Here is an 18,473-nt window from a genome sequence, read left to right as displayed (position 1 = left end):
GACATGACCACCGAGGAGGAGATCAAGGAACGCGTCGCCGCGGAGCTGGAGGCCGTACGGCGGCGCAGTCTCGGGCTGACCGTGGACGTCCTGGACACCGGGGAGCTGACGGCCCAGCACTCGCCGCTGATGTCCCCGCTGGTGTGGGACCTGGCCCACGTCGGCAACTACGAGGAGCAGTGGCTGGTGCGGGCCGCGGCCGGGGACGCGCCGCTCCGGCCGGAGATCGACCGGCTCTACGACGCCTTCGAGCACCCCCGGGCGGACCGGGTAGCTCTGCCCCTGCTGCCGCCGCGCGAGGCGCGGAGCTACCTCGACCAGGTGCGTTCGCGGGTGCTGGACTCCCTCGGCCGGGTCCGGTTCACCCCCGACCGGCCGCTGCTGGCGGGCGGCTTCGTCTACGGGATGGTCGTCCAGCACGAGCACCAGCACGACGAGACGATGCTCGCCACCCACCAGCTCCGCCGGGGCGGGCCGGTGCTGGACGAACCGGCCGTCCCGGTGCCCGGAGCCCTGCCCGGACCGGCGGAGGTCCTCGTCGGGGAGGGCCCCTTCACGATGGGCACGGACGGGGGTACGGAGGGGAGCGGCGCCGGGGGCGGCGACCCGTGGTCCTACGACAACGAGCGCCCCGCCCACACCGTGCACCTGCCCGCCTACTGGATCGACGCCGCCCCGGTCGCCAACCGCGCCTACCTGGAGTTCGTGGCGGACGGCGGGTACGACCACCCCCGATGGTGGACGCCCGCCGGGTGGGAGTGGCGCAACCGGTCGGGGAAGCGGGCCCCGGCCTTCTGGACGCGGGAGGGCGGGCAGTGGACGCGGCGCCGCTTCGGCCGGACCGAGCCGCTCCCGCCGGACGAGCCGGTGCAGCACGTGTGCTGGTACGAGGCCGACGCCTACGCCCGCTGGGCCGGCAAGCGGCTGCCCACGGAGGCCGAGTGGGAGAAGGCGGCCCGGTTCGACCCCGCGACCGGGACCTCCCGCCGCTTCCCCTGGGGCGACGCCGATCCCGGACCGGACCACGCCAACCTGGGCCAGCGCAGGCTGGGGCCCGCCCCGGCGGGCGCGTTCCCCGCGGGGGCCTCGCCGTACGGCTGCCGGCAGATGATCGGCGACGTGTGGGAGTGGACCTCGACCGACTTCACCGGCTACCCCGGCTTCGCGGTCTTCCCCTACGCGGAGTACTCCGAGGTGTTCTTCGGCAGTGAGTACAAGGTGCTGCGCGGCGGCTCGTGGGCGACCCACCCGTCGGTGGCCCGGGCCACGTTCCGCAACTGGGACCTCCCAGTCCGGCGGCAGATCTTCGCCGGGTTCCGCTGCGCCCGGGACGCCGCCTAGATGTGCCGCCACCTGGCCTACCTCGGGCCGCCCGTCACGCTGCACGAGCTGCTGCACGTCCCGGAGCACTCCCTGCTCACCCAGTCCTACGCCCCCCGCCGCCAGCAGCACGGCCTGGTCAACGCCGACGGGTACGGGGTGGGCTGGTACCACCCCGGCCGCGCCCGCCCGGTCCGCTACCGCAGGGCCGCGCCGATGTGGGCGGACGCCTCCTTCGCCGAGGTCGCGCAGGTGGTCTCGGCGGCCTGCGTGCTGGCGGCGGTGCGCAGCGCCACCCCGGGCTTCCCCGTCGACGAGTCCTGCGCCCAGCCGTTCACCTGCGACGACCGGCTGTTCAGCCACAACGGCAGGATCGACGACTTCACCGGAGTGGAGGAGCGGCTGCGCGGTCTCGGCGAGGGCGGCGTCCCCGACGCCCGCGCCCCCGTCGACTCCGCGCTGCTGTTCGCCATGGCCGTACGGCTCTGGCGGCGGGGGAGCCCGCTGGACGGCGCGCTCGCGTCGGTCGCAGCCCGGGCCGCCGCGCTCGCGCCCGGCCGCTACAACCTGCTCGCCACCGACGGCGTACGGCTGGCCGCCACCGCCTGCGGCGACAGCCTGTACCTGCGGTGCGACGGCGAATCCGTGGTGATCGCCTCCGAACCCTTCGACGACGACGCCCGCTGGCGGCCGGTCCCCGACGGCTCCCTCGTCACCGCGGACGCGCACGGCGCCGTCATCCGCCCGATCAAGGAGATCGCATGTCTGAACCCGTTGTCGAGTACCACCTGACCCCGGACGACCTGGCCAAGTCGCTCCGCCGGGACGTGTACGACGGGCTGGCCGCCGCCCCCAGGACGCTGCCGCCCAAGTGGTTCTACGACGAGCGCGGCAGCGGGCTGTTCGAGGAGATCACCCGGCTGGAGGAGTACTACCTCACCCGCGCCGAGAAGACGATCCTGCGCGGGCGGGCGGCCGAGGTCGCCGCCGCGACCGGGGCCGACACGCTCATCGAGCTGGGCGCGGGCTCTGGGGAGAAGACCCGGCTGCTGCTCGGCGCGCTGCGCTCGGCCGGCACGCTCCGGCGGTACGTGCCGGTCGACGTCAGCGGCGACTTCCTGGCCGCCTCCGCCCGGCGGATCGGCGCCGAGTACCCCGGCCTGTCCGTGCGGGCGGTCGTCGCCGACTTCGAACGGCACCTGGACGTCCTGCCGGACGGGGGCAGGAGACTGGTCGCCTTCCTGGGCTCGACCGTCGGCAACCTGTCCCCGGCGGAGCGCCGGTCGTTCTACGGGGGACTGCGCGCGGTCCTGGGGCCCGGCGACTCCCTGCTGCTCGGGTTCGACCTGGTCAAGGATCCGGCCCGGCTGCTGGCGGCCTACGACGACGCGCAGGGGGTCACCGCCGAGTTCAACCGGAACGTGCTGCGCGTCGTCAACCGGGAGCTGGGCGCGGACTTCGTGCCCGAGGCGTTCGAGCACGTCGCCGTCTGGGACGCCGAGGCCGAGTGGATGGAGATGCGCCTGCGCTCCGCGACCGGCCAGCGGGTGCGCATCCCCGACCTGGAGCTGGAGCTGGACTTCGCGGCGGGGGAGGAGATCCGTACCGAGATCTCCGCCAAGTTCCGGCCCGCGGGCGTGCGCGCCGAACTGGAGGGCGCCGGGTTCGCGGTGGAGCACTGGTGGACCGACCCGCCGGGCGACTTCGCCCTGTGCGTCGCCGGGGTCGGCGGGGATCCCGGAGCGGGGGAGGGATGAGACCGGCCCGGACGGCGGGCCGGTCTCCGCCCCGGCCTCCGCCACGGCATCGACGCCGTCTCGTCGGCCCGCGCTGCGGCCGCCGGACCCGGGCCCGCGCGGCGGACCGCGCCCGTCCGCCGCGTGGGCATGGCAGTCTGGGATCCGGCCGCGGGCCGGTGTCCGGGACGGGGCGGCGGCTCCGACGTCTCCGGTGAGGGCGCCGGAGAATCCGGTGCCGGAAGCGGAGGAGACACCGTGAAGTACATGATCCTGACCTACGCCTCGCAGCAGGACTACGACGCCATGGCCGGCCGGCCCGGTGAGCCGGGCGCCTGGTCCGCGGAGGACTTCGCGGCGATGGGCGCGTTCATGGAGTCCTTCAACAAGGACCTGGAGGAGTCCGGCGAGCTCGTCGAGACGCGGGGCCTGACCGCCCCGGTCCACACCCGCAGGGTCGGGCCGCTGCGGGAGGGCGTGCCGGTCGTGACGGACGGGCCGTACGCCGAGACCCAGGAGGTCCTGGCGGGCTACTGGATCGTGGAGTGCGAGAGCTTCGACCGGGCGACCGAGATCGCGGCCCGGCTGGCGGAGTGCCCGGCCCCGGCCGACGTCGTCGCGCGCGCGGTGGCGGACGTGCGGCCGCTCGCCGACTCCCAGGGCGACCTGGAGTTCTGATCCCCGCCATGCCCGGTTCCGAGGTCGAGGACCTGCTGCGCCCGCTGGCGCCGCAGGTCCTCGGCGCGCTGGTACGGCGCTACGGGCACTTCGACGCCGCCGAGGACGCGGTGCAGGAGGCGCTCCTGGCGGCCGCCGTGCAGTGGCCCCGGGAGGGCGTCCCCGGCAACCCCCGGGGGTGGCTGATCACGGTCGCCTCGCGCCGGCTGACCGACCTGCTCCGCAGCGAGCAGGCCCGGCGGAACCGCGAGGACGCCGTCACCCGGTGGACGCCTCCCGGCGGACGGACGGCGCCCGCCGCCGACCGGCCGCCCTCGGAGGGCGACGACACGCTGATCCTGCTGTTCATGTGCTGCCACCCCGCGCTCTCCCCGGCGTCGCAGATCGCGCTCACCCTGCGGGCGGTCGGCGGGCTGTCCACCGCGGAGGTCGCCCGCGCGTTCCTGGTGCCGGAGGCGACCATGACCCGGCGGATCAGCCGGGCCAAGCAGCGGATCAGGGACAGCGGCGCGCCCTTCCGGATGCCCTCGCCCGGGGAGCGCGCCGAGCGGCTCGGCGCGGTGCTCCACGTCCTCTACCTGGTCTTCAACGAGGGCTACACCAGCACGTCGGGGCCGGACCTGTACCGCGCCGAGCTCTCGGCGGAGGCGATCCGGCTGGCCCGCACGGTCCACCGGCTGCTGCCCGGAGACGGCGAGGCGGCGGCGCTGCTCGCGCTGATGCTGCTCACCGACGCGCGGCGGCCGGCGCGCACCGGGCCGGACGGCGAGCTGGTCCCGATGGCCGAGCAGGACCGGAGCCGGTGGGACGCCGAGGCCGTCGCCGAGGGCGTGGCCCTCATCACCGCGGTCCTCCCCCGGGGACCGGTCGGCCCCTACCAGCTCCAGGCGGCGATCGCCGCGGTCCACGCGGAGGCGCCGAGCGCCGCGGAGACGGACTGGCCGCAGATCGCGGCGCTGTACGAGCTGCTGATGCGGGTCTCCGGCGGTCCCGTGGTGGCGCTGAACCACGCGGTGGCGGTGGCGATGGCCCGCGGTTCGCAGGCGGGGCTGGACCTGGTCGACAAGCTCGGGACGGACGAGCGCATCGCCGGGGACCACCGGCTGCACGCGGTCCGCGCGCACCTGCTGGAGGAGGCCGGCGACCGCGCGGCGGCGTACGAGGCCTACCTGGAGGCGGCCCGGCGGGCGACCGGCCTGGCCCAGCAGCGCTACCTGCACGCCCGCGCGGCCCGGCTGGCCGGCGGGCACTGAGCGGCGGGGCGGACAGGTGATCCCGCGGTTCCGGACCGTTCCCCGCTCTCCGGGCCTCCCCTGCCCCGGGCCGCGGGGCGCTCCCGGTGCGGGATCACCTGGAAGGGGCCGCGGGCCCGTCCTCGTCGTCGACCAGCAGGAAGTCGGGCCGGTTCTCGCGCCACTCGGGCACGTCCATCGAGTTGAGCACGGAGATCAGTTTCTTCTCCTCGTAGATGAAGTGCGTCTGCATGATCGCCGACAGTGCCTGGACCTCCTCACGCACCCTGGCGGCCGTGGCCGGGTCGGGCTCCTCCGGGAGGGACTCGAGCAGTCTCTGCAGATTTCCCATCAGCCAGTCCAGCTGGTTGTGGTCCGTGCGCAGGTCGGAGAGCACCTTGCGCAGCTCGGGGTGCTCCTCGGCGATCGCCGGGAACGCACCCCTGTCCTCACCGGTGTGGTGGCGCGTCAGGGCGGTGCAGAAGGAGAGGCAGTGGGCGCGCAGGTCCCGCGGCGGAAGCCCCTTGCCGTCGAAGTAGTCGTCGATGCCGTCCTGGAGGTCCTCCAGCATCTCGCGGAGCCAGAGGTGCACTTCGAGCAACTGCGTGCCCAGGGCGGTGAGGCGGCTGCCCGCCTCGGAACGTGCGTCCATGCGCTTCCTTCGGGTGGGGTGGTTCCGTCCAGTGTTCCCGAAGTCCCTGGAGACGGCGAACTCCATCCGTAGGGGTGTACCACGTCGTAGCGTTCACCCGAAAGGTGCGTCCGCTCTCTGTGACTCTGTCATCTCAGCAATCCGATCATCGCAGGCCGGGGACACCTTTCTCTATTGGTGATCTTCTGGATGGAATTCCCGCTGAATATTCGAGGCCAGTGCGAAGTGGACGGTAGCGGTCTGTCAGGGGCCCTGCTCGTCGGTGGGGTCGAAGGGGAACGATGTCATGCCTGCGGCTCTACCGGGTCACAGGGTGATTTCACGATCAGCTCTCAAACAAGCGGTCAGGGGGCAATCGTCGGGATGATTGTGATCGCGATCGTGGGTGCGGGGGTCGGTGTGGGAGTCGGCGAGGCTGTGGGAGTCGGCGAGGCCGTGGGCAGGGGCGGAGGCGTGAGCGAGACCTTGTCCTCGATCCGGGACCCCTTCTCCACGAAGCGCTTCCGGATGTGGCCCGTGACGCCGCTCGCGCCCTTCACTTCACGCCAGTGCTCGCGGGAGCGTCGGCACTCGCCGGTGGTGGCCTGGCCGGAGAGGAGCACGTCAACGGCCTTGTAGTTCTTGTTCCAGGTGTAGGGCCGTTTGCCTGGCTTTCGGCGTACCTCGACGTAGTCCCCAGGGGGGACGTTGCGCACCTTGTACAGGCAGGTGCGTTCGTCCTGGGCATGGACGGGCGCTGTGGTGAGGGTGTCGAGGGCGACCAGGCCGCCGCTGGCGACGACTGCCGCGGCAAGGGCGCTGATGGCTCTTCTCGAGAACATTCGTCACTCCTCTCTGTGGATGCAGTGGCCATGGCCTTGATGTCCGTGTACACAGCGCGAATAACCGACATAAGGAACTATGGGTAGAATGTGTATCGTAACTATAGTTCTTCTTGTAGATATATCTAGCAAAAGCCATATATCCCCTAAATGGTGAAAATGTTCAGTACTCCGATCGCGGTCTCGATCTTCCACGATCTCCGCGTGGTCGGCTGAAGCGTTCGGCTATGGTGTGTTCTCGCGACCTGGCCAGCGCAGCCACCCGGCATCGCGCACGCGGGCCGGCTGTTCGCCCTGGAAGAGGGCGGCTTCCCCTACGAGGTGACGCCGGACCTCGCCACGATCGGGGCGCACACCTTCGACGAGGTCCTGCAGACCCCGATGACCGCGCACCCGAAGACTTGCCCGATCACGGGTGAGCTGTTGTTCTTCGGCTATCAGCTGCGTCCGCCGTACCTGACCTGCTACCGCGTCTCGGCCGTCGGCGAGGTGGTGCAGACGCGGGTCGTGGACGTGCCGCGCGCGACGATGATGCACGACTTCGCCATCACCCGCAACCACGTGATCTTCATGGATCTGCCGGTCGTCTTCGACCACGTCCAGGCCGCAGCGGGCGGGCCGCCGTGGCGCTGGGACGACGCACACCGCGCCCGGTTCGGCGTACTGGCACGTACGGCCGGCGACGACGCGCCCGTCCGCTGGTTCGACGTCGCCCCGTGCTACGTGTGGCACACCATGAACGCCTTCGAGGACCCCCAAGGCGACACGATCACCGTCACCGGCACCCGCGTCCCCACGCTGTGGCGCGGCGGCGCCGACGACTTGGAGGGCGGGCTCCCGGTCCTGTACCGCTGGACGCTGGGCCTGCGGTCGGGCACGGTCGCCGAGGAACCGCTCGACGACGCGCCCAGCGAATACCCCCGCATTGCCGACTCGATGCTCGGGCTGCCCCACCGTTACGGCTACACGACGAGCTTCTCCCTGGACACCGAGCCCGAGCGGTCGCAGATCTACGCCTACGACCTCAACGGCGGCGGCGGCGGCGAACGGGCGGTGCACCGCCTCCCTGCGGGCCACACCTGCGGCGAGGCCGTCTTCGTGCCCAGTGCCGGGACCGGTGAGAACGAGGGCTTCCTGATGACATTCGCCCACGACCGCGGCGCCGGTAGGAGCTACCTGGCCATCCTGGACGCCGCCGACCTGGCCGCGCCCCCGCTCGCCGAGGTACATCTCCCGATGCGCATCCCCGCGGGTTTCCACGGCAACTGGATCCCGGTCTGAGCATCGAGGAAACCAGATCGGGTGCTCGCCTCCGCCCCGGCAGGTGATCCTGCCGATCTCATGGACATCGGCGGGCGGTCAGCTGATGCCGATGACAAGAGTGTCACGGGCGGTGCCGACGATCTCGGCGGTGATCCGGTCAACGCCGTCGTGAAGTCGCTGACCTGCCTGGCGCCGATGTGGAAGCAGTCGGTCAGGGCGTGGGGCATCTCCAACGGCGGGTGTTGTTCCGCCCAGTGCGCGTAGGAAAGGAGATATCTTCCATGAGCATGTCGACCCGCATCGACGTTCCTGACCTGTTCGCCGCGTCTTACGGCGTGAACGGCGCCGAGGCACGCGCTTGGATCACCGATCTGCCCCGCCTCGGCCGCGAGTTCCTGGACCGTTGGGGACTGCGGCTCGACGGCCCGGCCGCATACGGCATGGCCTCGCTGGTGCTGCCCGTGCTTCAGGCCGGCGGGACACCTGCCGTCCTCAAGCTTCAACAGCTCCGGGAGGAGACCGCCGGCACCGCCATCGGGCTGCGGACGTGGAAAGGCGACGGCATCGTCCGTCTGCTCGACTACGACGAGAAAAGCGGCACGCAGCTGCTGGAACGCCTGGATGCGGCCCGGCCCCTGTCGGCGGTGGCCGACGATGGCGCGGCCGTGCAGATCCTGGCCGAACTGATGGCCCGCCTGACGTCGCTGCCTGCCCCCAGGGAGCTGCGGCGGCTGTCCGACATCGCCGCGGCCATGCTCGACCAGGTCCCGCAGGCTGTGCCCGCGCTGCTTGATCCTGGCGAGCAGCGGCTGGTGCGCACCTGCGCGTCCGCCGTGGCCGAACTCATCGGTGAGGCCGGCGACCGCCTGCTGCATTGGGACCTGCACTACGACAACGTCCTGGCAGGGGAGCGGGAACCCTGGCTGGCGATTGACCCTGAACCGCTGGCGGGCGACCCGGGGTTCGAGTTGCTGCCGGCACTGGACAACCGGTGGGAGGAGGTGGAGGCCACCGGTGATGTGGCTCGCGCGGTGCTGCGCCGCTTCGACCTGCTGACCGAGGTCCTCGGCTTCGACCGGGGGCGGGCGGTCGGATGGACCCTCGGCCGCGTGCTGCAAAACGCCCTGTGGGACATCGAAGACGGCAAGACGACACTCGACCCTGCCCAGGTCGCCATCGCCCTGGCGCTGCTGCGGCAGCGAGGATGAGAAGGGAAGGCGGCTCCTGCGGTGCACGGGGTGATCAAGCGCTGAAGCCGTGCTCGTCCCGGTAGCGCGCCGAGCAGCGCGTTGACCAGGTGCATCCGGTAGGGCACCATGCCGCCGAGCCGAGCCGAGCCGAGCCGAGCCGAGCCGAGCCGAGCCGAGCCGAGCCGAGCCGCTTCGGTCGCGTGTATGGAAAGGGGCGGGAGGTGGAGGAGGGGGGCGCGGATGATGTCTTCCGCCTGCCCCGGTACCCCTGCACCCGGAGGCTGCGCACCGCCGTCCCGGAGACGGCCCGTCCCACCTCGTAGGCCTGCACCCTCCGGACCTCCGAACCCGTGCCCCCGTGCCGCGTAGACCGCGCGGCACGACGGCACGGCCGCTCACGGACGGATCCGGCATCCGGCTTGACGCGGAGGTTCCGGGGCCCTATAAACACACTAAGCCTACTAAACAAGTGGGAAATATGGGGAGGACTCATGAAGGCTCGCAGGGCCCGCGGAGCGGTGGCGGCACTGGCCGCACTGGCGCTCACCACCTTGGCGGCGGCCTGCGGGAACGCCGAGCCCGCCGGGACGACCGCCGTGGCCGCCGTCGACGGAGGCGGACCGGCCGAGGTCAGGCTCGGCTACTTCCCGAACATCACGCACGCCACCGCGCTGGTCGGGGTGGAGAAGGGCCTGTACGCCAAGCACCTCGGCTCCGGCACGGCGCTCAAGACCAGTACCTTCAACGCCGGCCCCGCCGCGATCGAGGCGGTCTTCTCCGGCGCGGTCGACGCCACCTACGTCGGCCCCAACCCGGCCATCAACGCCTGGGCCAAGTCCAAGGGCCAGGCCATCAAGATCGTCGCGGGAGCGGCCTCGGGCGGTGTCTTCCTCGTCGTCAAGCCGGGCATCGAGAGCGTCGAGGACCTCAGGGGCAAGAAGATCGCCACCCCGCAGCTCGGCAACACCCAGGACGTGGCGCTGCGCTACTGGCTCGACTCCAAGGGCGTCAAGACCGACACCAAGGGCGGCGGCGAGGTCTCGATCGTGCCGCAGGAGAACTCCCAGACCATCCAGACCTTCGCCACCGGCGACATCGACGGCGCCTGGGTGCCCGAGCCGTTCGCCAGCCGCCTCATCACCGAGAGCGGCGGCAAGGTGCTGGTCGACGAGCGGGACCTGTGGCCGGGCAAGGAGTTCGTGATCACCCACCTGATCGTCCGCCAGGAGTTCGCGAAGGAGCACCCGGAGGCGGTGCGGAAGCTCATCGAGGCCCACGTGGAAGCCAACGAGTTCATCGCCTCCGACCCGGCCGGGGCCGCCGAGACGGCCAACGCCGCGCTGGAGAAGCTGGCGGGCAAGCCGCTCAAGCCCGAGGTGCTCGACAGCGCCTTCAAGAACATCACCTTCACCGACGACCCGATCGCCTCGTCCCTGGTGGGCAGCGCCGACCACGCCGTCAAGGTCGGTCTGCTCGAGCCGGTGGACCTCACCGGCATCTACGACCTGAAGATCCTGAACGAGGTCCTCGCCGCCAAGGGCCGGCCGCAGATCTCCGACAAGTGAGGCTCCCCGGCGGGGTCCGCCGAGGCAAGAGGAGGAACACGTGACCGCTCCGCTCACGGAGCAGGCCGCCGGCCGGGCGGAGGGCCGCGGGCCCGCCGTCCGGCTGGAGGCCGTCTCCAAGATGTACGGCCAGGGCCGGACCGGCCTGCTGGCCCTCGACGAGGTCTCCCTGGACGTCGGCGCCGGGGAGTTCGTCTGCCTGCTCGGTGCCTCCGGCTGCGGCAAGAGCACCCTGCTCTCCCTCGTGGCCGGGCTCGACCGGCCCACCGCCGGGCGGATCGAGGCCGACGGGGGCCGGGTGGCGATGATGTTCCAGGAGCCGGCGCTCTTCCCCTGGCTGACCGTCTCGGCCAACATCGAGATGGCGCTCCGGGCCAAGGGCGTGACCCGGGCGGAGCGCCGGGCGCGCGCCGCGGAGTTCCTGGAGACCGTGCACCTCGGCGGGTTCGGCGCCAAGCGCCCGCACGAGCTCTCCGGCGGCATGCGTCAGCGGGTCGCGCTGGCCCGCGCGCTCGCCCAGGACGCCGACGTGCTGCTGATGGACGAGCCGTTCGGCGCGCTCGACGCGATGACCCGCGACCTGCTCCACGACGAGCTGGAGCGCATCTGGCGCGAGCGGAACCTGTCGGTCCTGTTCGTCACGCACAACGTCCGGGAGGCCGTACGGCTCGGCGACCGGGTGGTCCTGCTGAGCAGCCGCCCCGGCCGGGTCGTCGAGGACTTCCCGGTGACGCTGGAGCGGCCCCGCCGCACCGACTCCGCCGAGGTGGCCGAGCAGGCGGGCCGGATCACCGACCGGCTGCGCGAGGAGGTCATGCGCCATGGCCGCTGACCCCGCCCGCGCCGCCCTCGCCCTCGCCGTCCCGACCCTTCCCGCCGCCGGCGGAGCACCCTGGGAGGTGGCCCGAGATGGCCGTTGAAGCAGACACCCGGCGCGGCGACGTCCACGCCCGGCAGCTCGCCGGTCTCGACGCGCTGGAGCTGACCACCCGGCAGCGCAGGGGGCTCGCCTCCCGGATCTGGTCCGGGATCTGGCCGATCGCGTCCGCCGTCGCGCTCGTCCTGGTGGCCTGGCAGCTGGTCGTGCTGGCCGGCTGGTGGCCCGAGTACGTCTTCGCCGGCCCCGTCACGACCCTCGGCGTGCTCGCCGAGCGCCTCGGCGAGGCGGAGTTCTACACGGCCGTGACCGTCACCATGCGGCGCGCGGTCGCCGGGTTCGCGCTGGCGATCGCGGTCGGCCTCGTGGTCGGCGCGCTCGTCTCGCGCATCCGCCCGCTGCGCAGGGCCGTGGGCTCGCTGATCACCGGCCTGCAGACCATGCCGTCGATCGCCTGGTTCCCGCTGGCGATCCTGCTGTTCGGGCTGACCGAGAGCGCCATCATGTTCGTCGTCGTGCTCGGCGCCGCGCCGTCCATCGCCAACGGGCTCATCGCCGGGGTCGACTACACCCCGCCGATCCTGCTGCGCGCCGGGCACATGCTCGGCCTGCGGCGGCTCCGGCTCTACCGGCACGTGATCCTGCCCGCCTCCCTGCCGTCGTTCCTGGCCGGGCTGAAGCAGGGCTGGGCCTTCGCCTGGCGCTCCCTGATGGCCGGCGAGCTGCTGGTCATCATCGCCAACCAGCCCTCCCTCGGCGAGCAGCTGCACTTCGCCCGGGAGCTGGCCGACTCGCCGGGCCTGCTCGCGACGATGATCGTGATCCTGGTGATCGGCATCGTGGTGGACGTGCTGTTCGGGGCCGCCGACAACGCCCTGCGCCGCCGGTGGGGCCTGCACCAGGCCGTCGACTGACCACGTGATCCGCGTGGGGGAGGAGGTGGCGGGCACCGTCCTCACCCGCGAGGGTGAGGAGGTCAGGACCTGGGCGGACCTGGCCGAGACCCGGTTCTGAGCGGGTGACCGTCCGAGCGAACCGTTGATACTTTACTGACATTACGTAATAAATCGGACATCCTGTTGTTACTTCATCGGTTGAGTCCTATCGTAGGAAAGCGCTTACCCGGCCGGACGGCCGGTGATGGCGCAGCACTCTCACTCCCCCCGATGAAGGTGAGACACAGCATGAAACGAACAGTCGCCCTGCGCAGCCTGCTGGCTGCGGGGGCCGCCGCGGCCACCGGCGCCGCCCTCATGGTGGCCCTGCCGCTCTCGCCCGCCTCGGCCGCGGTCGGCAGCGCCAACGGTTTCGCCGCCGGGACCACCGGCGGCAGCGGTGGATCGACCGTGAGGGTCAGCTCCGGTACCGGCATCCACCAGGCTCTCTGCGGCCGGCCCAGCACCAGCACCCCGATCACCATCGAGGTCGAGGGCACGATCAACCACGGCAACACCTCGAAGGTCTCGGGCAGTTGCAGCACCGCTGACGACGTGATCGAGCTCAAGGGCATCAGCAACGTCACGATCATCGGCGTGGGCAGAGGCGCGACGTTCGACCAGCTGGGCATCCACATCCGGGACTCCAGCAACATCATCATCCAGAACGTGACGATCAAGAACGTGAAGAAGTCCGGCTCGCCGACCTCCAACGGCGGCGACGCCATCGGCATGGAGAGCACGGTCCGCAACGTCTGGGTCGACCACGTGACCCTGGAGGCGTCCGGCGGTGAGTCGGAGGGCTACGACGGCCTGTTCGACATGAAGAACGACGTCGAGAACGTGACGCTGTCCTACAGCATCCTGCGCAACTCGGGCCGTGGCGGCCTGATCGGGTCGAGCGAGAGCGACACCGGCAGCGGCAACATCACGTTCCATCACAACCTGTACTCGAACATCGACTCGCGGACGCCGTTGCTGCGTGGCGGTGTCGCGCACATCTACAACAACTACTACGTGAACCTGCACGAGTCGGGCATCAACTCGCGGGCCGGTGCCAAGGCGAGGGTGGAGAACAACTACTTCAAGGACTCCAAGGACGTCCTCGGTACGTTCTACACCGATCAGAAGGGCACCTACCAGGCCAGCGGCAACATCCTGGACAACGTGACCTGGTCGAGCGCCGGCTCGGACAACTACCCGGCCGGGCCCGGCATGACGTCCACCGGCTCGGTCGGCATCGGCTACGGCTACGGCCTCGACGGTGCCTCCTGCGTGCCGAACATCGTGCAGGCCACGGCTGGCGCCAACAACGGCTTCAAGGTGTCGGACGGCAGCTGCAACCCGACCGGCCCGACCTCCAGCCCGACCGCCAGCCCCACTTCCAGCCCGACCTCCAGTCCCACTTCCAGCCCGACCTCGCAGCCGACCTCGCAGCCGGGCGGCACCAACCTGAGCCTGAGCGGCGGCGCCGACGGCTCCAGCAAGGCCAGCGGCACCAGCTACGGCAACGTCAAGGACGGCAGCACGAGCACCTACTGGTCGCCCAACGGCTCGACCGGCCATGTCTCGGTCAAGTGGGGCAGCGCCACGACGGTGAGCAGCGCCGTCATCAAGCAGGCCTCCGGTGGCGGCTCCATCGGCGCGTGGCGCCTGCTCAACGGTGACAACGGCTCCGTCCTGGCCAGCGGCAGCGGCAGCCCGAACGTGATCTCCTTCGCCTCGACCTCGTTGAAGAAGCTCACCTTCAGCATCACCAGCGCATCCGGCACACCGCGGATCGCCGAGTTCGAGACGTACGCCGGCAGCGGCTCGACCCCGACCTCCGGCCCGACCGCCACCCCCACCGCCACTCCGACCGTCACCCCCACGGGCGACCCCGGTACCGGCACGCCGACCGGGCAGTGGCCGTCCTCGGCGGGTTCGGTGAAGATCTCCGGCACCGTGTCGGTGTCCGGCACCTTCGACGGCGGGATGAAGACCTACTGCTGCATCGGCGACGGCGGCCAGAGCGAGTCGCAGGACCCGATGTTCAAGATCGCCAACGGCGGCACCCTGCAGAACGTCATCATCGGCTCCCCCGCCGGTGACGGCGTGCACTGCGAGGGCACCTGCACGCTGAAGAACGTGTGGTGGAACGACATCGGCGAGGACGCCGCCACCTTCAAGGGCACCGGCGGCGGCACCTCCTACGTCATCGGTGGCGGCGCCAGGTCCGGCTCCGACAAGACGTTCCAGCACAACGGCAACGGCACGGTCAGCATCTCCGGCTTCTACCTCAAGGGTTCGGGCAAGCTGTACCGGGCGTGCGGCAACTGCTCCAGCTCGCACCAGCGCCACGTGAAGATCGACAACGTGCTGGTCTCCGACGTCGACATGGTCGCCGGCATCAACAGCAACTGGGGCGACACCGCCACCATCACCCGCCTCGTCGTCGACGGCAGCGCCACCGTCTGCGGCAAGTACAAGGGCGTCAGCAAGGGCAGCGAGCCCAGCTACATCGGTGAAGGCTGGAACGACTCCAACTGTAAGGTCAACAAGAGCGACGTCACCTACAGGTAAGCCGTAGGCACGTCCGCGAAAGGGGCGCTCACCGCGAGGTGGGCGCCCCTTCCGATCCCGGTCCGGAACCGGCCGCCTGACGGGTGATCGGGTCCGAACGGCGGCCGAACGGACTGAACTCCTGCGAGGAGAGGTCAGCCCTTCACCGCGCCGGCGGCCAGGCCCGCGCCCACCCGGCGCTGCAGGAACAGGAAGACCACCAGGACCGGCAGCGCGAACAGGGTGGCGGCGGCCATGGTGGCGCCCCAGTCGGTGCCGAACACGTCGCGGAAGGACGAGAGCCAGACGGGGAGGGTGCGCTTGCCCCGGTCCTTGATGATCAGCACGTTGACGAACGCGAACTCGTTCCACGCCGTGACGAACCCGAACAGCGAGGTGGCCATCAGCCCCGGTGCGAGCAGCGGGAAGACCACCTTGCGGAAGGCGGCCGGGCGGGTGCAGCCGTCGACCAGCGCGGCCTCCTCCAGTTCTGCGGGGACGGCGGCCAGGAAGCCGCGCAGGGTCACGATCGTGAACGGAAGCGTGACCATGAAGTAGACGCCGGTGAGCATCGCCAGGGAGTCGAGCAGCCCGGTGTCCCGGGCGATGACGAACATCGGCACGAGCAGCGCCTCCCACGGCGCCATCTGCGCGGCGAAGACCATGACGATGAAGGGCCCTCTGCCGCGCCAGCGCATCCGGGCCACGGCCACGGCCGACAGCAGGGCCACCGCCAGTGCCAGCAGCACGGCGGCGGCGGTGACGGCCAGGCTGTTGCGCCAGAACGTCCAGAACCCGTCGGCGGCCACGGCGGTGGCGAAGTGCTCCAGGGTCGGGCGCGCGGGCCACAGACCCGGCGTCCCGGCCTGGATCTCCGCCGTCGGCCGGAACGCGGTGGCGAACATCCAGTAGACCGGGAAGGCCATCACCGCGAGCACGGCCGCGGCGCAGGCGTTGAGGGCGATCCTGCCGGGCCGCACCGGCCGCCTCCGCCGTGCCGCCCTGGCGGGAGCCCCGGCGGACGCCCCGCCGCCCGCCCTCCCCTCGGCCGGACGCATTCCCGCGGGCCGGCTCCTTCCTGCCGGGAGCGTCCTCACGAGCCGGCTCCTTCCTGGCGGAGCATCCGCCGCAGGTTGCCGGCCAGCGCGACGGCGAGGACGGCGACGGTGAGCATGGCGACGGCCGAGCCCAGGTCGTAGCGGTGCAGGACCCGGGCGACCTTGAAGGCGTAGACCGGCAGCGTGGTGGTCGCGCCGTCGGGCCCGCCCTGGCCGAGCACCCAGATCTGCGGGAAGCACTTGAAGACCCAGATCACCTCCAGCGAGGTGACGAGTGCGAACATCGGCCGCAGGATCGGGAAGGTCACCCGGGCGAAGATCTGCGGGCCGGTGCCGCCGTCGATCCTGGCCGACTCGTACAGCTCGGCGGGGATCGTGGTCAGGCCCGCGTAGAGGGTGAGCGCGGCGAACGGCACCGACTGCCAGACCACCAGCGCCACCAGCACACCGAACATCGCCCCGCCGTCGGCGAACCACGAGTGGCCCTGGAACGAGTCGAAGCCCGCGGCCACCAGCAGCCGGTTGACGATCCCCAGCTCCGACTGGAACAGCCACTGGAAGATCGTCGTGGCCGCGATGACCGGGGTGGCCCAGACCAGGGCGAGCACGCTCATCAGGGCGACGCGCATGCGGCGGCCGAGCCGCGCCAGCATGAGCGCGACGGCGGTCGACAGGCCCACGATGAGCAGCACGTTGACCGCGGTCCAGACGAAGGTGCGCAGCGTGACCGCCCAGAACTCCTCGGCGGCCAGCAGCTTGCGGTAGTTGTCCAGGCCGGTGAGCCGCGCGCCGCCCCGGACGAGCTCGCCCATCCGGAAGTGCTGTACGGAGATCAGCGCGGCGCGCAGCAGCGGGTAGAGCAGCAGGAACACGCCCCCGGCCACGGTGGGGGCGATGAGCAGGTAGGGCCAGAGGTTCCTGGTCCGCACGCGGGTCCCTCAGGATCCGCTGTTGAGGGTCGTGGTGATGGCCTCGGAGGCCTTGCGCGCCTCGGCCGCCGGGTCCTTCCCGGTGAGCACGGCGGTCATATACTGCTTGATCACCGAGGTGGCCTCGACCGCCGCCCAGTTCGGCGTGTTGGGCGTGGCCCTGCCGTTCGCGGCGCCCCGGGCCATGGCGGCGGTGCCCTCGTCGGCGTCGAGCACGTGCGCCAGCGAGGCCCTGTTCGGCACGAAGTTCATCGCCTTGGCCAGCTCGGTCTGGAAGTCCTCCCCGGCCAGGGCCTTGACCACCGCGTAGGCGGCGTCCGGGTGCCGCGACGCCTCAGGGATGATCAGGTCGGAGCCCCCGGTGAACACCGCTCCGGGCCTGTCGGCCGTCTTGCCGGGGATCGGGAAGAAACCCATCTTCCCCTTCATCTCCGGTGCGACCTCCAGCACCCGGGCCGCGCCGCCCGGCACGCTGATCATCTGGGCGACCCTGCCCTGCGCGAACACCTCGTGCTGCGGGGGATTGGCCTCGTCGGCGTCCTTGGGCCCGTCGCCGAGGGCCTGGAGCCGCCGGTAGAAGTCCATGCCGGCCAGGGCCTGCGGGGTGTCGAGGGCGCCCCTCCACCTGCCGCCCTCCTTGACGGCGAGGTCGCCGCCCTCGTCCCAGATGAACCCGGCGAGCGCGTACCACGTCTGCCCGGTGAGGTAGATGCCCTGGTCCCCGCCCCGGTCGAGCCGGGCGGTGATCTCCAGCCACTCGTCGCGGGTCCTGGGCGGCGCCTCGATGCCGGCCTTCTTGAACAGGTCCTTGTTGTAGACGACGACCCGGTTGGCGGCGTACCAGGGCACGCCGTACTGCCTGCCGTCGATGTTGCCCGGCTGGGCCAGGCCGGGGATCCAGTCGGCGCCGCCGAGGTCGGCGACCTTGCCGCTGAGGTCCCTGACCCCGCCGCTGGCGGCGTACTGGGCGACCTGGGTGTTGCCGACCTCGATCACGTCGGGGGCGTCCGTGCTGGCCAGGGCGGCGGTGATCCGCTCACCGATGCCGTCCCAGGCCTGGATCTGGACGTCGAGGTCCACGCCGGGGTGGGCGCTCTCGTAGCCGGTCTCGAAACGCTTGACGAGCTCGTCCGTGACGCTCCCGTCCATGATCCATACGGTGAGCCTGACGGGCCCGGAGTCCGCGGGGGCGGCGGACCCGCCGCCGGAGCCGGAGCCGGAGCCGGAGCCGCAGGCGGCGGCGGTGGCCAGGGCCAGCGCGGCCGCGGCGGCCAGGAGTCGGTGCTTCATGTCTCTGCTCTTTCCAGGGGGTACGGCCCGCGGGCCGGGCGGGCACGGGACGCGGCCGGGGTACGGCCCGGAGCCGGTACGGCTCCCGCGCGGGAGCCGTACCGGGTCCTCAGGGGCTCGGGACGGTGTCGGTGAACGCGGTGGAGGCGGCGCGGAGGGCGCCGACCCTGCTCAGCACCTCAGCGGGCGGGACGACCTCGTTCCTGCTGTGGTAGACCCAGTCGACCTGCTGGCGGTAGGCGCGCCGGGCGGAGCCGCCCTGCAGGTCGATGAACCACTGGTTGAACATGATCCACATGGGGGTCTCGGGGTAGTGTTCGCCGCCGTGGTCGGCGAACAGGCGCCCGTCGACGTAGTAGCGGACCCGGCGAGGTGCGGGGGCCCCG

The 18,473-nt window shown here is 71.4% G+C and carries 18 protein-coding genes; 12 read left to right on the top strand and 6 right to left on the bottom strand.

The window, feature by feature from the left end; all coding sequences use genetic code 11:
• Positions 1–3: 3 nt before the first annotated feature.
• The 5 genes from egtB to IEZ06_RS07860 all read left to right on the top strand — a co-directional run bounded on the left by egtB (position 4) and on the right by IEZ06_RS07860 (position 4,987).
• The gene (egtB, locus tag IEZ06_RS07880) at positions 4–1,341 is read left to right on the top strand and encodes an ergothioneine biosynthesis protein EgtB (protein ID WP_189236116.1); all 1,338 of its coding nucleotides are present in this window, start codon (positions 4–6) and stop codon (positions 1,339–1,341) included.
• On the top strand, positions 1,342–2,112 hold the full coding sequence (egtC, locus tag IEZ06_RS07875) for an ergothioneine biosynthesis protein EgtC (RefSeq protein WP_189235993.1): 771 nt from the start codon (positions 1,342–1,344) through the stop codon (positions 2,110–2,112).
• Positions 2,082–3,077, top strand: coding sequence for an L-histidine N(alpha)-methyltransferase (gene egtD, locus IEZ06_RS07870; RefSeq protein ID WP_189235992.1), 996 nt, complete (start codon positions 2,082–2,084; stop codon positions 3,075–3,077). Before egtC ends, egtD begins: the two co-directional genes overlap by 31 nt.
• Positions 3,078–3,323: 246 nt before the next feature.
• Positions 3,324–3,734 (top strand): YciI family protein, encoded by a 411-nt coding sequence (locus IEZ06_RS07865; RefSeq protein WP_229797889.1) that lies wholly within the window; start codon positions 3,324–3,326, stop codon positions 3,732–3,734.
• 8 nt (positions 3,735–3,742) lie between these two features.
• Complete coding sequence (locus IEZ06_RS07860; RefSeq protein ID WP_189235990.1) at positions 3,743–4,987, top strand: RNA polymerase sigma factor; 1,245 nt, start codon at positions 3,743–3,745, stop codon at positions 4,985–4,987.
• 94 nt (positions 4,988–5,081) lie between these two features.
• Here IEZ06_RS07860 and IEZ06_RS07855 read toward each other — a convergent pair whose 3' ends face one another.
• The gene (locus tag IEZ06_RS07855) at positions 5,082–5,618 is read right to left on the bottom strand and encodes a hemerythrin domain-containing protein (RefSeq protein ID WP_189235989.1); all 537 of its coding nucleotides are present in this window, start codon (positions 5,616–5,618) and stop codon (positions 5,082–5,084) included.
• A gap of 344 nt (positions 5,619–5,962) precedes the next feature.
• Positions 5,963–6,439 carry a hypothetical protein gene (locus IEZ06_RS07850; RefSeq protein WP_189235988.1) on the bottom strand — a complete coding sequence of 159 codons (477 nt, stop codon included), beginning with the start codon at positions 6,437–6,439 and terminating at the stop codon, positions 5,963–5,965.
• 267 nt (positions 6,440–6,706) lie between these two features.
• Between IEZ06_RS07850 and IEZ06_RS07845 the strand changes: the two genes are divergently transcribed.
• The 7 genes from IEZ06_RS07845 (at position 6,707) to IEZ06_RS07815 (ending at position 14,831) form a co-directional block, all read left to right on the top strand.
• Positions 6,707–7,720 carry a carotenoid oxygenase family protein gene (locus IEZ06_RS07845; RefSeq protein WP_189236115.1) on the top strand — a complete coding sequence of 338 codons (1,014 nt, stop codon included), beginning with the start codon at positions 6,707–6,709 and terminating at the stop codon, positions 7,718–7,720.
• A gap of 21 nt (positions 7,721–7,741) precedes the next feature.
• Positions 7,742–7,966: a hypothetical protein gene (locus IEZ06_RS07840; protein WP_189235987.1), complete on the top strand. Its 225-nt coding sequence runs from the start codon at positions 7,742–7,744 to the stop codon at positions 7,964–7,966.
• A gap of 17 nt (positions 7,967–7,983) precedes the next feature.
• On the top strand, positions 7,984–8,910 hold the full coding sequence (locus tag IEZ06_RS07835; RefSeq protein ID WP_189235986.1) for an aminoglycoside phosphotransferase family protein: 927 nt from the start codon (positions 7,984–7,986) through the stop codon (positions 8,908–8,910).
• 473 nt (positions 8,911–9,383) lie between these two features.
• Positions 9,384–10,457, top strand: coding sequence for an ABC transporter substrate-binding protein (locus IEZ06_RS07830; protein WP_189235985.1), 1,074 nt, complete (start codon positions 9,384–9,386; stop codon positions 10,455–10,457).
• Between the two features lie 40 nt (positions 10,458–10,497).
• Positions 10,498–11,289 carry an ABC transporter ATP-binding protein gene (locus IEZ06_RS07825; protein ID WP_373293817.1) on the top strand — a complete coding sequence of 264 codons (792 nt, stop codon included), beginning with the start codon at positions 10,498–10,500 and terminating at the stop codon, positions 11,287–11,289.
• Positions 11,290–11,366: 77 nt separating this feature from the next.
• Positions 11,367–12,248 carry an ABC transporter permease gene (locus IEZ06_RS07820; protein ID WP_189235984.1) on the top strand — a complete coding sequence of 294 codons (882 nt, stop codon included), beginning with the start codon at positions 11,367–11,369 and terminating at the stop codon, positions 12,246–12,248.
• Between the two features lie 270 nt (positions 12,249–12,518).
• Positions 12,519–14,831 carry a pectate lyase gene (locus IEZ06_RS07815; protein ID WP_189235983.1) on the top strand — a complete coding sequence of 771 codons (2,313 nt, stop codon included), beginning with the start codon at positions 12,519–12,521 and terminating at the stop codon, positions 14,829–14,831.
• A 134-nt stretch (positions 14,832–14,965) separates the two neighbouring features.
• On the opposite strand, the gene IEZ06_RS07810 is transcribed toward IEZ06_RS07815, so the two are convergent.
• From IEZ06_RS07810 to IEZ06_RS07795, 4 genes are all read right to left on the bottom strand, one after another.
• The gene (locus IEZ06_RS07810) at positions 14,966–15,790 is read right to left on the bottom strand and encodes a carbohydrate ABC transporter permease (RefSeq protein WP_229797869.1); all 825 of its coding nucleotides are present in this window, start codon (positions 15,788–15,790) and stop codon (positions 14,966–14,968) included.
• 113 nt (positions 15,791–15,903) lie between these two features.
• Entirely contained in the window at positions 15,904–16,797 is an 894-nt protein-coding gene (locus IEZ06_RS07805) for a carbohydrate ABC transporter permease (protein WP_189235981.1), read from the bottom strand.
• 9 nt (positions 16,798–16,806) lie between these two features.
• On the bottom strand, positions 16,807–18,087 hold the full coding sequence (locus tag IEZ06_RS07800) for an extracellular solute-binding protein (RefSeq protein ID WP_189235980.1): 1,281 nt from the start codon (positions 18,085–18,087) through the stop codon (positions 16,807–16,809).
• Between the two features lie 109 nt (positions 18,088–18,196).
• Positions 18,197–18,376: a hypothetical protein gene (locus tag IEZ06_RS07795; protein ID WP_189235979.1), complete on the bottom strand. Its 180-nt coding sequence runs from the start codon at positions 18,374–18,376 to the stop codon at positions 18,197–18,199.
• Between the last annotated feature and the right edge of the window lie 97 nt (positions 18,377–18,473).

Source organism: Planomonospora antibiotica (assembly GCF_014647955.1).
GTDB lineage: Bacteria > Actinomycetota > Actinomycetes > Streptosporangiales > Streptosporangiaceae > Planomonospora > Planomonospora parontospora.
The sequence above is the reverse complement of the archived record's forward strand: the minus strand, read 5'-3'. Positions and strand labels throughout refer to the sequence as shown.

What these genes read in the sequence shown, in the direction of transcription:
- egtD (WP_189235992.1), top strand. Translation starts at nt 2,082, where the DNA reads ATGTCTGAACCCGTTGTCGAGTACCACCTGACCCCGGACGACCTGGCC.
- IEZ06_RS07855 (WP_189235989.1), bottom strand. Translation starts at nt 5,618, where the DNA reads ATGGACGCACGTTCCGAGGCGGGCAGCCGCCTCACCGCCCTGGGCACG.
- IEZ06_RS07795 (WP_189235979.1), bottom strand. Translation starts at nt 18,376, where the DNA reads ATGTTCAACCAGTGGTTCATCGACCTGCAGGGCGGCTCCGCCCGGCGC.
- egtC (WP_189235993.1), top strand. Translation starts at nt 1,342, where the DNA reads ATGTGCCGCCACCTGGCCTACCTCGGGCCGCCCGTCACGCTGCACGAG.
- IEZ06_RS07860 (WP_189235990.1), top strand. Translation starts at nt 3,743, where the DNA reads ATGCCCGGTTCCGAGGTCGAGGACCTGCTGCGCCCGCTGGCGCCGCAG.
- IEZ06_RS07830 (WP_189235985.1), top strand. Translation starts at nt 9,384, where the DNA reads ATGAAGGCTCGCAGGGCCCGCGGAGCGGTGGCGGCACTGGCCGCACTG.
- IEZ06_RS07820 (WP_189235984.1), top strand. Translation starts at nt 11,367, where the DNA reads ATGGCCGTTGAAGCAGACACCCGGCGCGGCGACGTCCACGCCCGGCAG.
- IEZ06_RS07835 (WP_189235986.1), top strand. Translation starts at nt 7,984, where the DNA reads ATGAGCATGTCGACCCGCATCGACGTTCCTGACCTGTTCGCCGCGTCT.
- IEZ06_RS07815 (WP_189235983.1), top strand. Translation starts at nt 12,519, where the DNA reads ATGAAACGAACAGTCGCCCTGCGCAGCCTGCTGGCTGCGGGGGCCGCC.
- IEZ06_RS07850 (WP_189235988.1), bottom strand. Translation starts at nt 6,439, where the DNA reads ATGTTCTCGAGAAGAGCCATCAGCGCCCTTGCCGCGGCAGTCGTCGCC.
- egtB (WP_189236116.1), top strand. Translation starts at nt 4, where the DNA reads ATGACCACCGAGGAGGAGATCAAGGAACGCGTCGCCGCGGAGCTGGAG.
- IEZ06_RS07865 (WP_229797889.1), top strand. Translation starts at nt 3,324, where the DNA reads ATGATCCTGACCTACGCCTCGCAGCAGGACTACGACGCCATGGCCGGC.
- IEZ06_RS07800 (WP_189235980.1), bottom strand. Translation starts at nt 18,087, where the DNA reads ATGAAGCACCGACTCCTGGCCGCCGCGGCCGCGCTGGCCCTGGCCACC.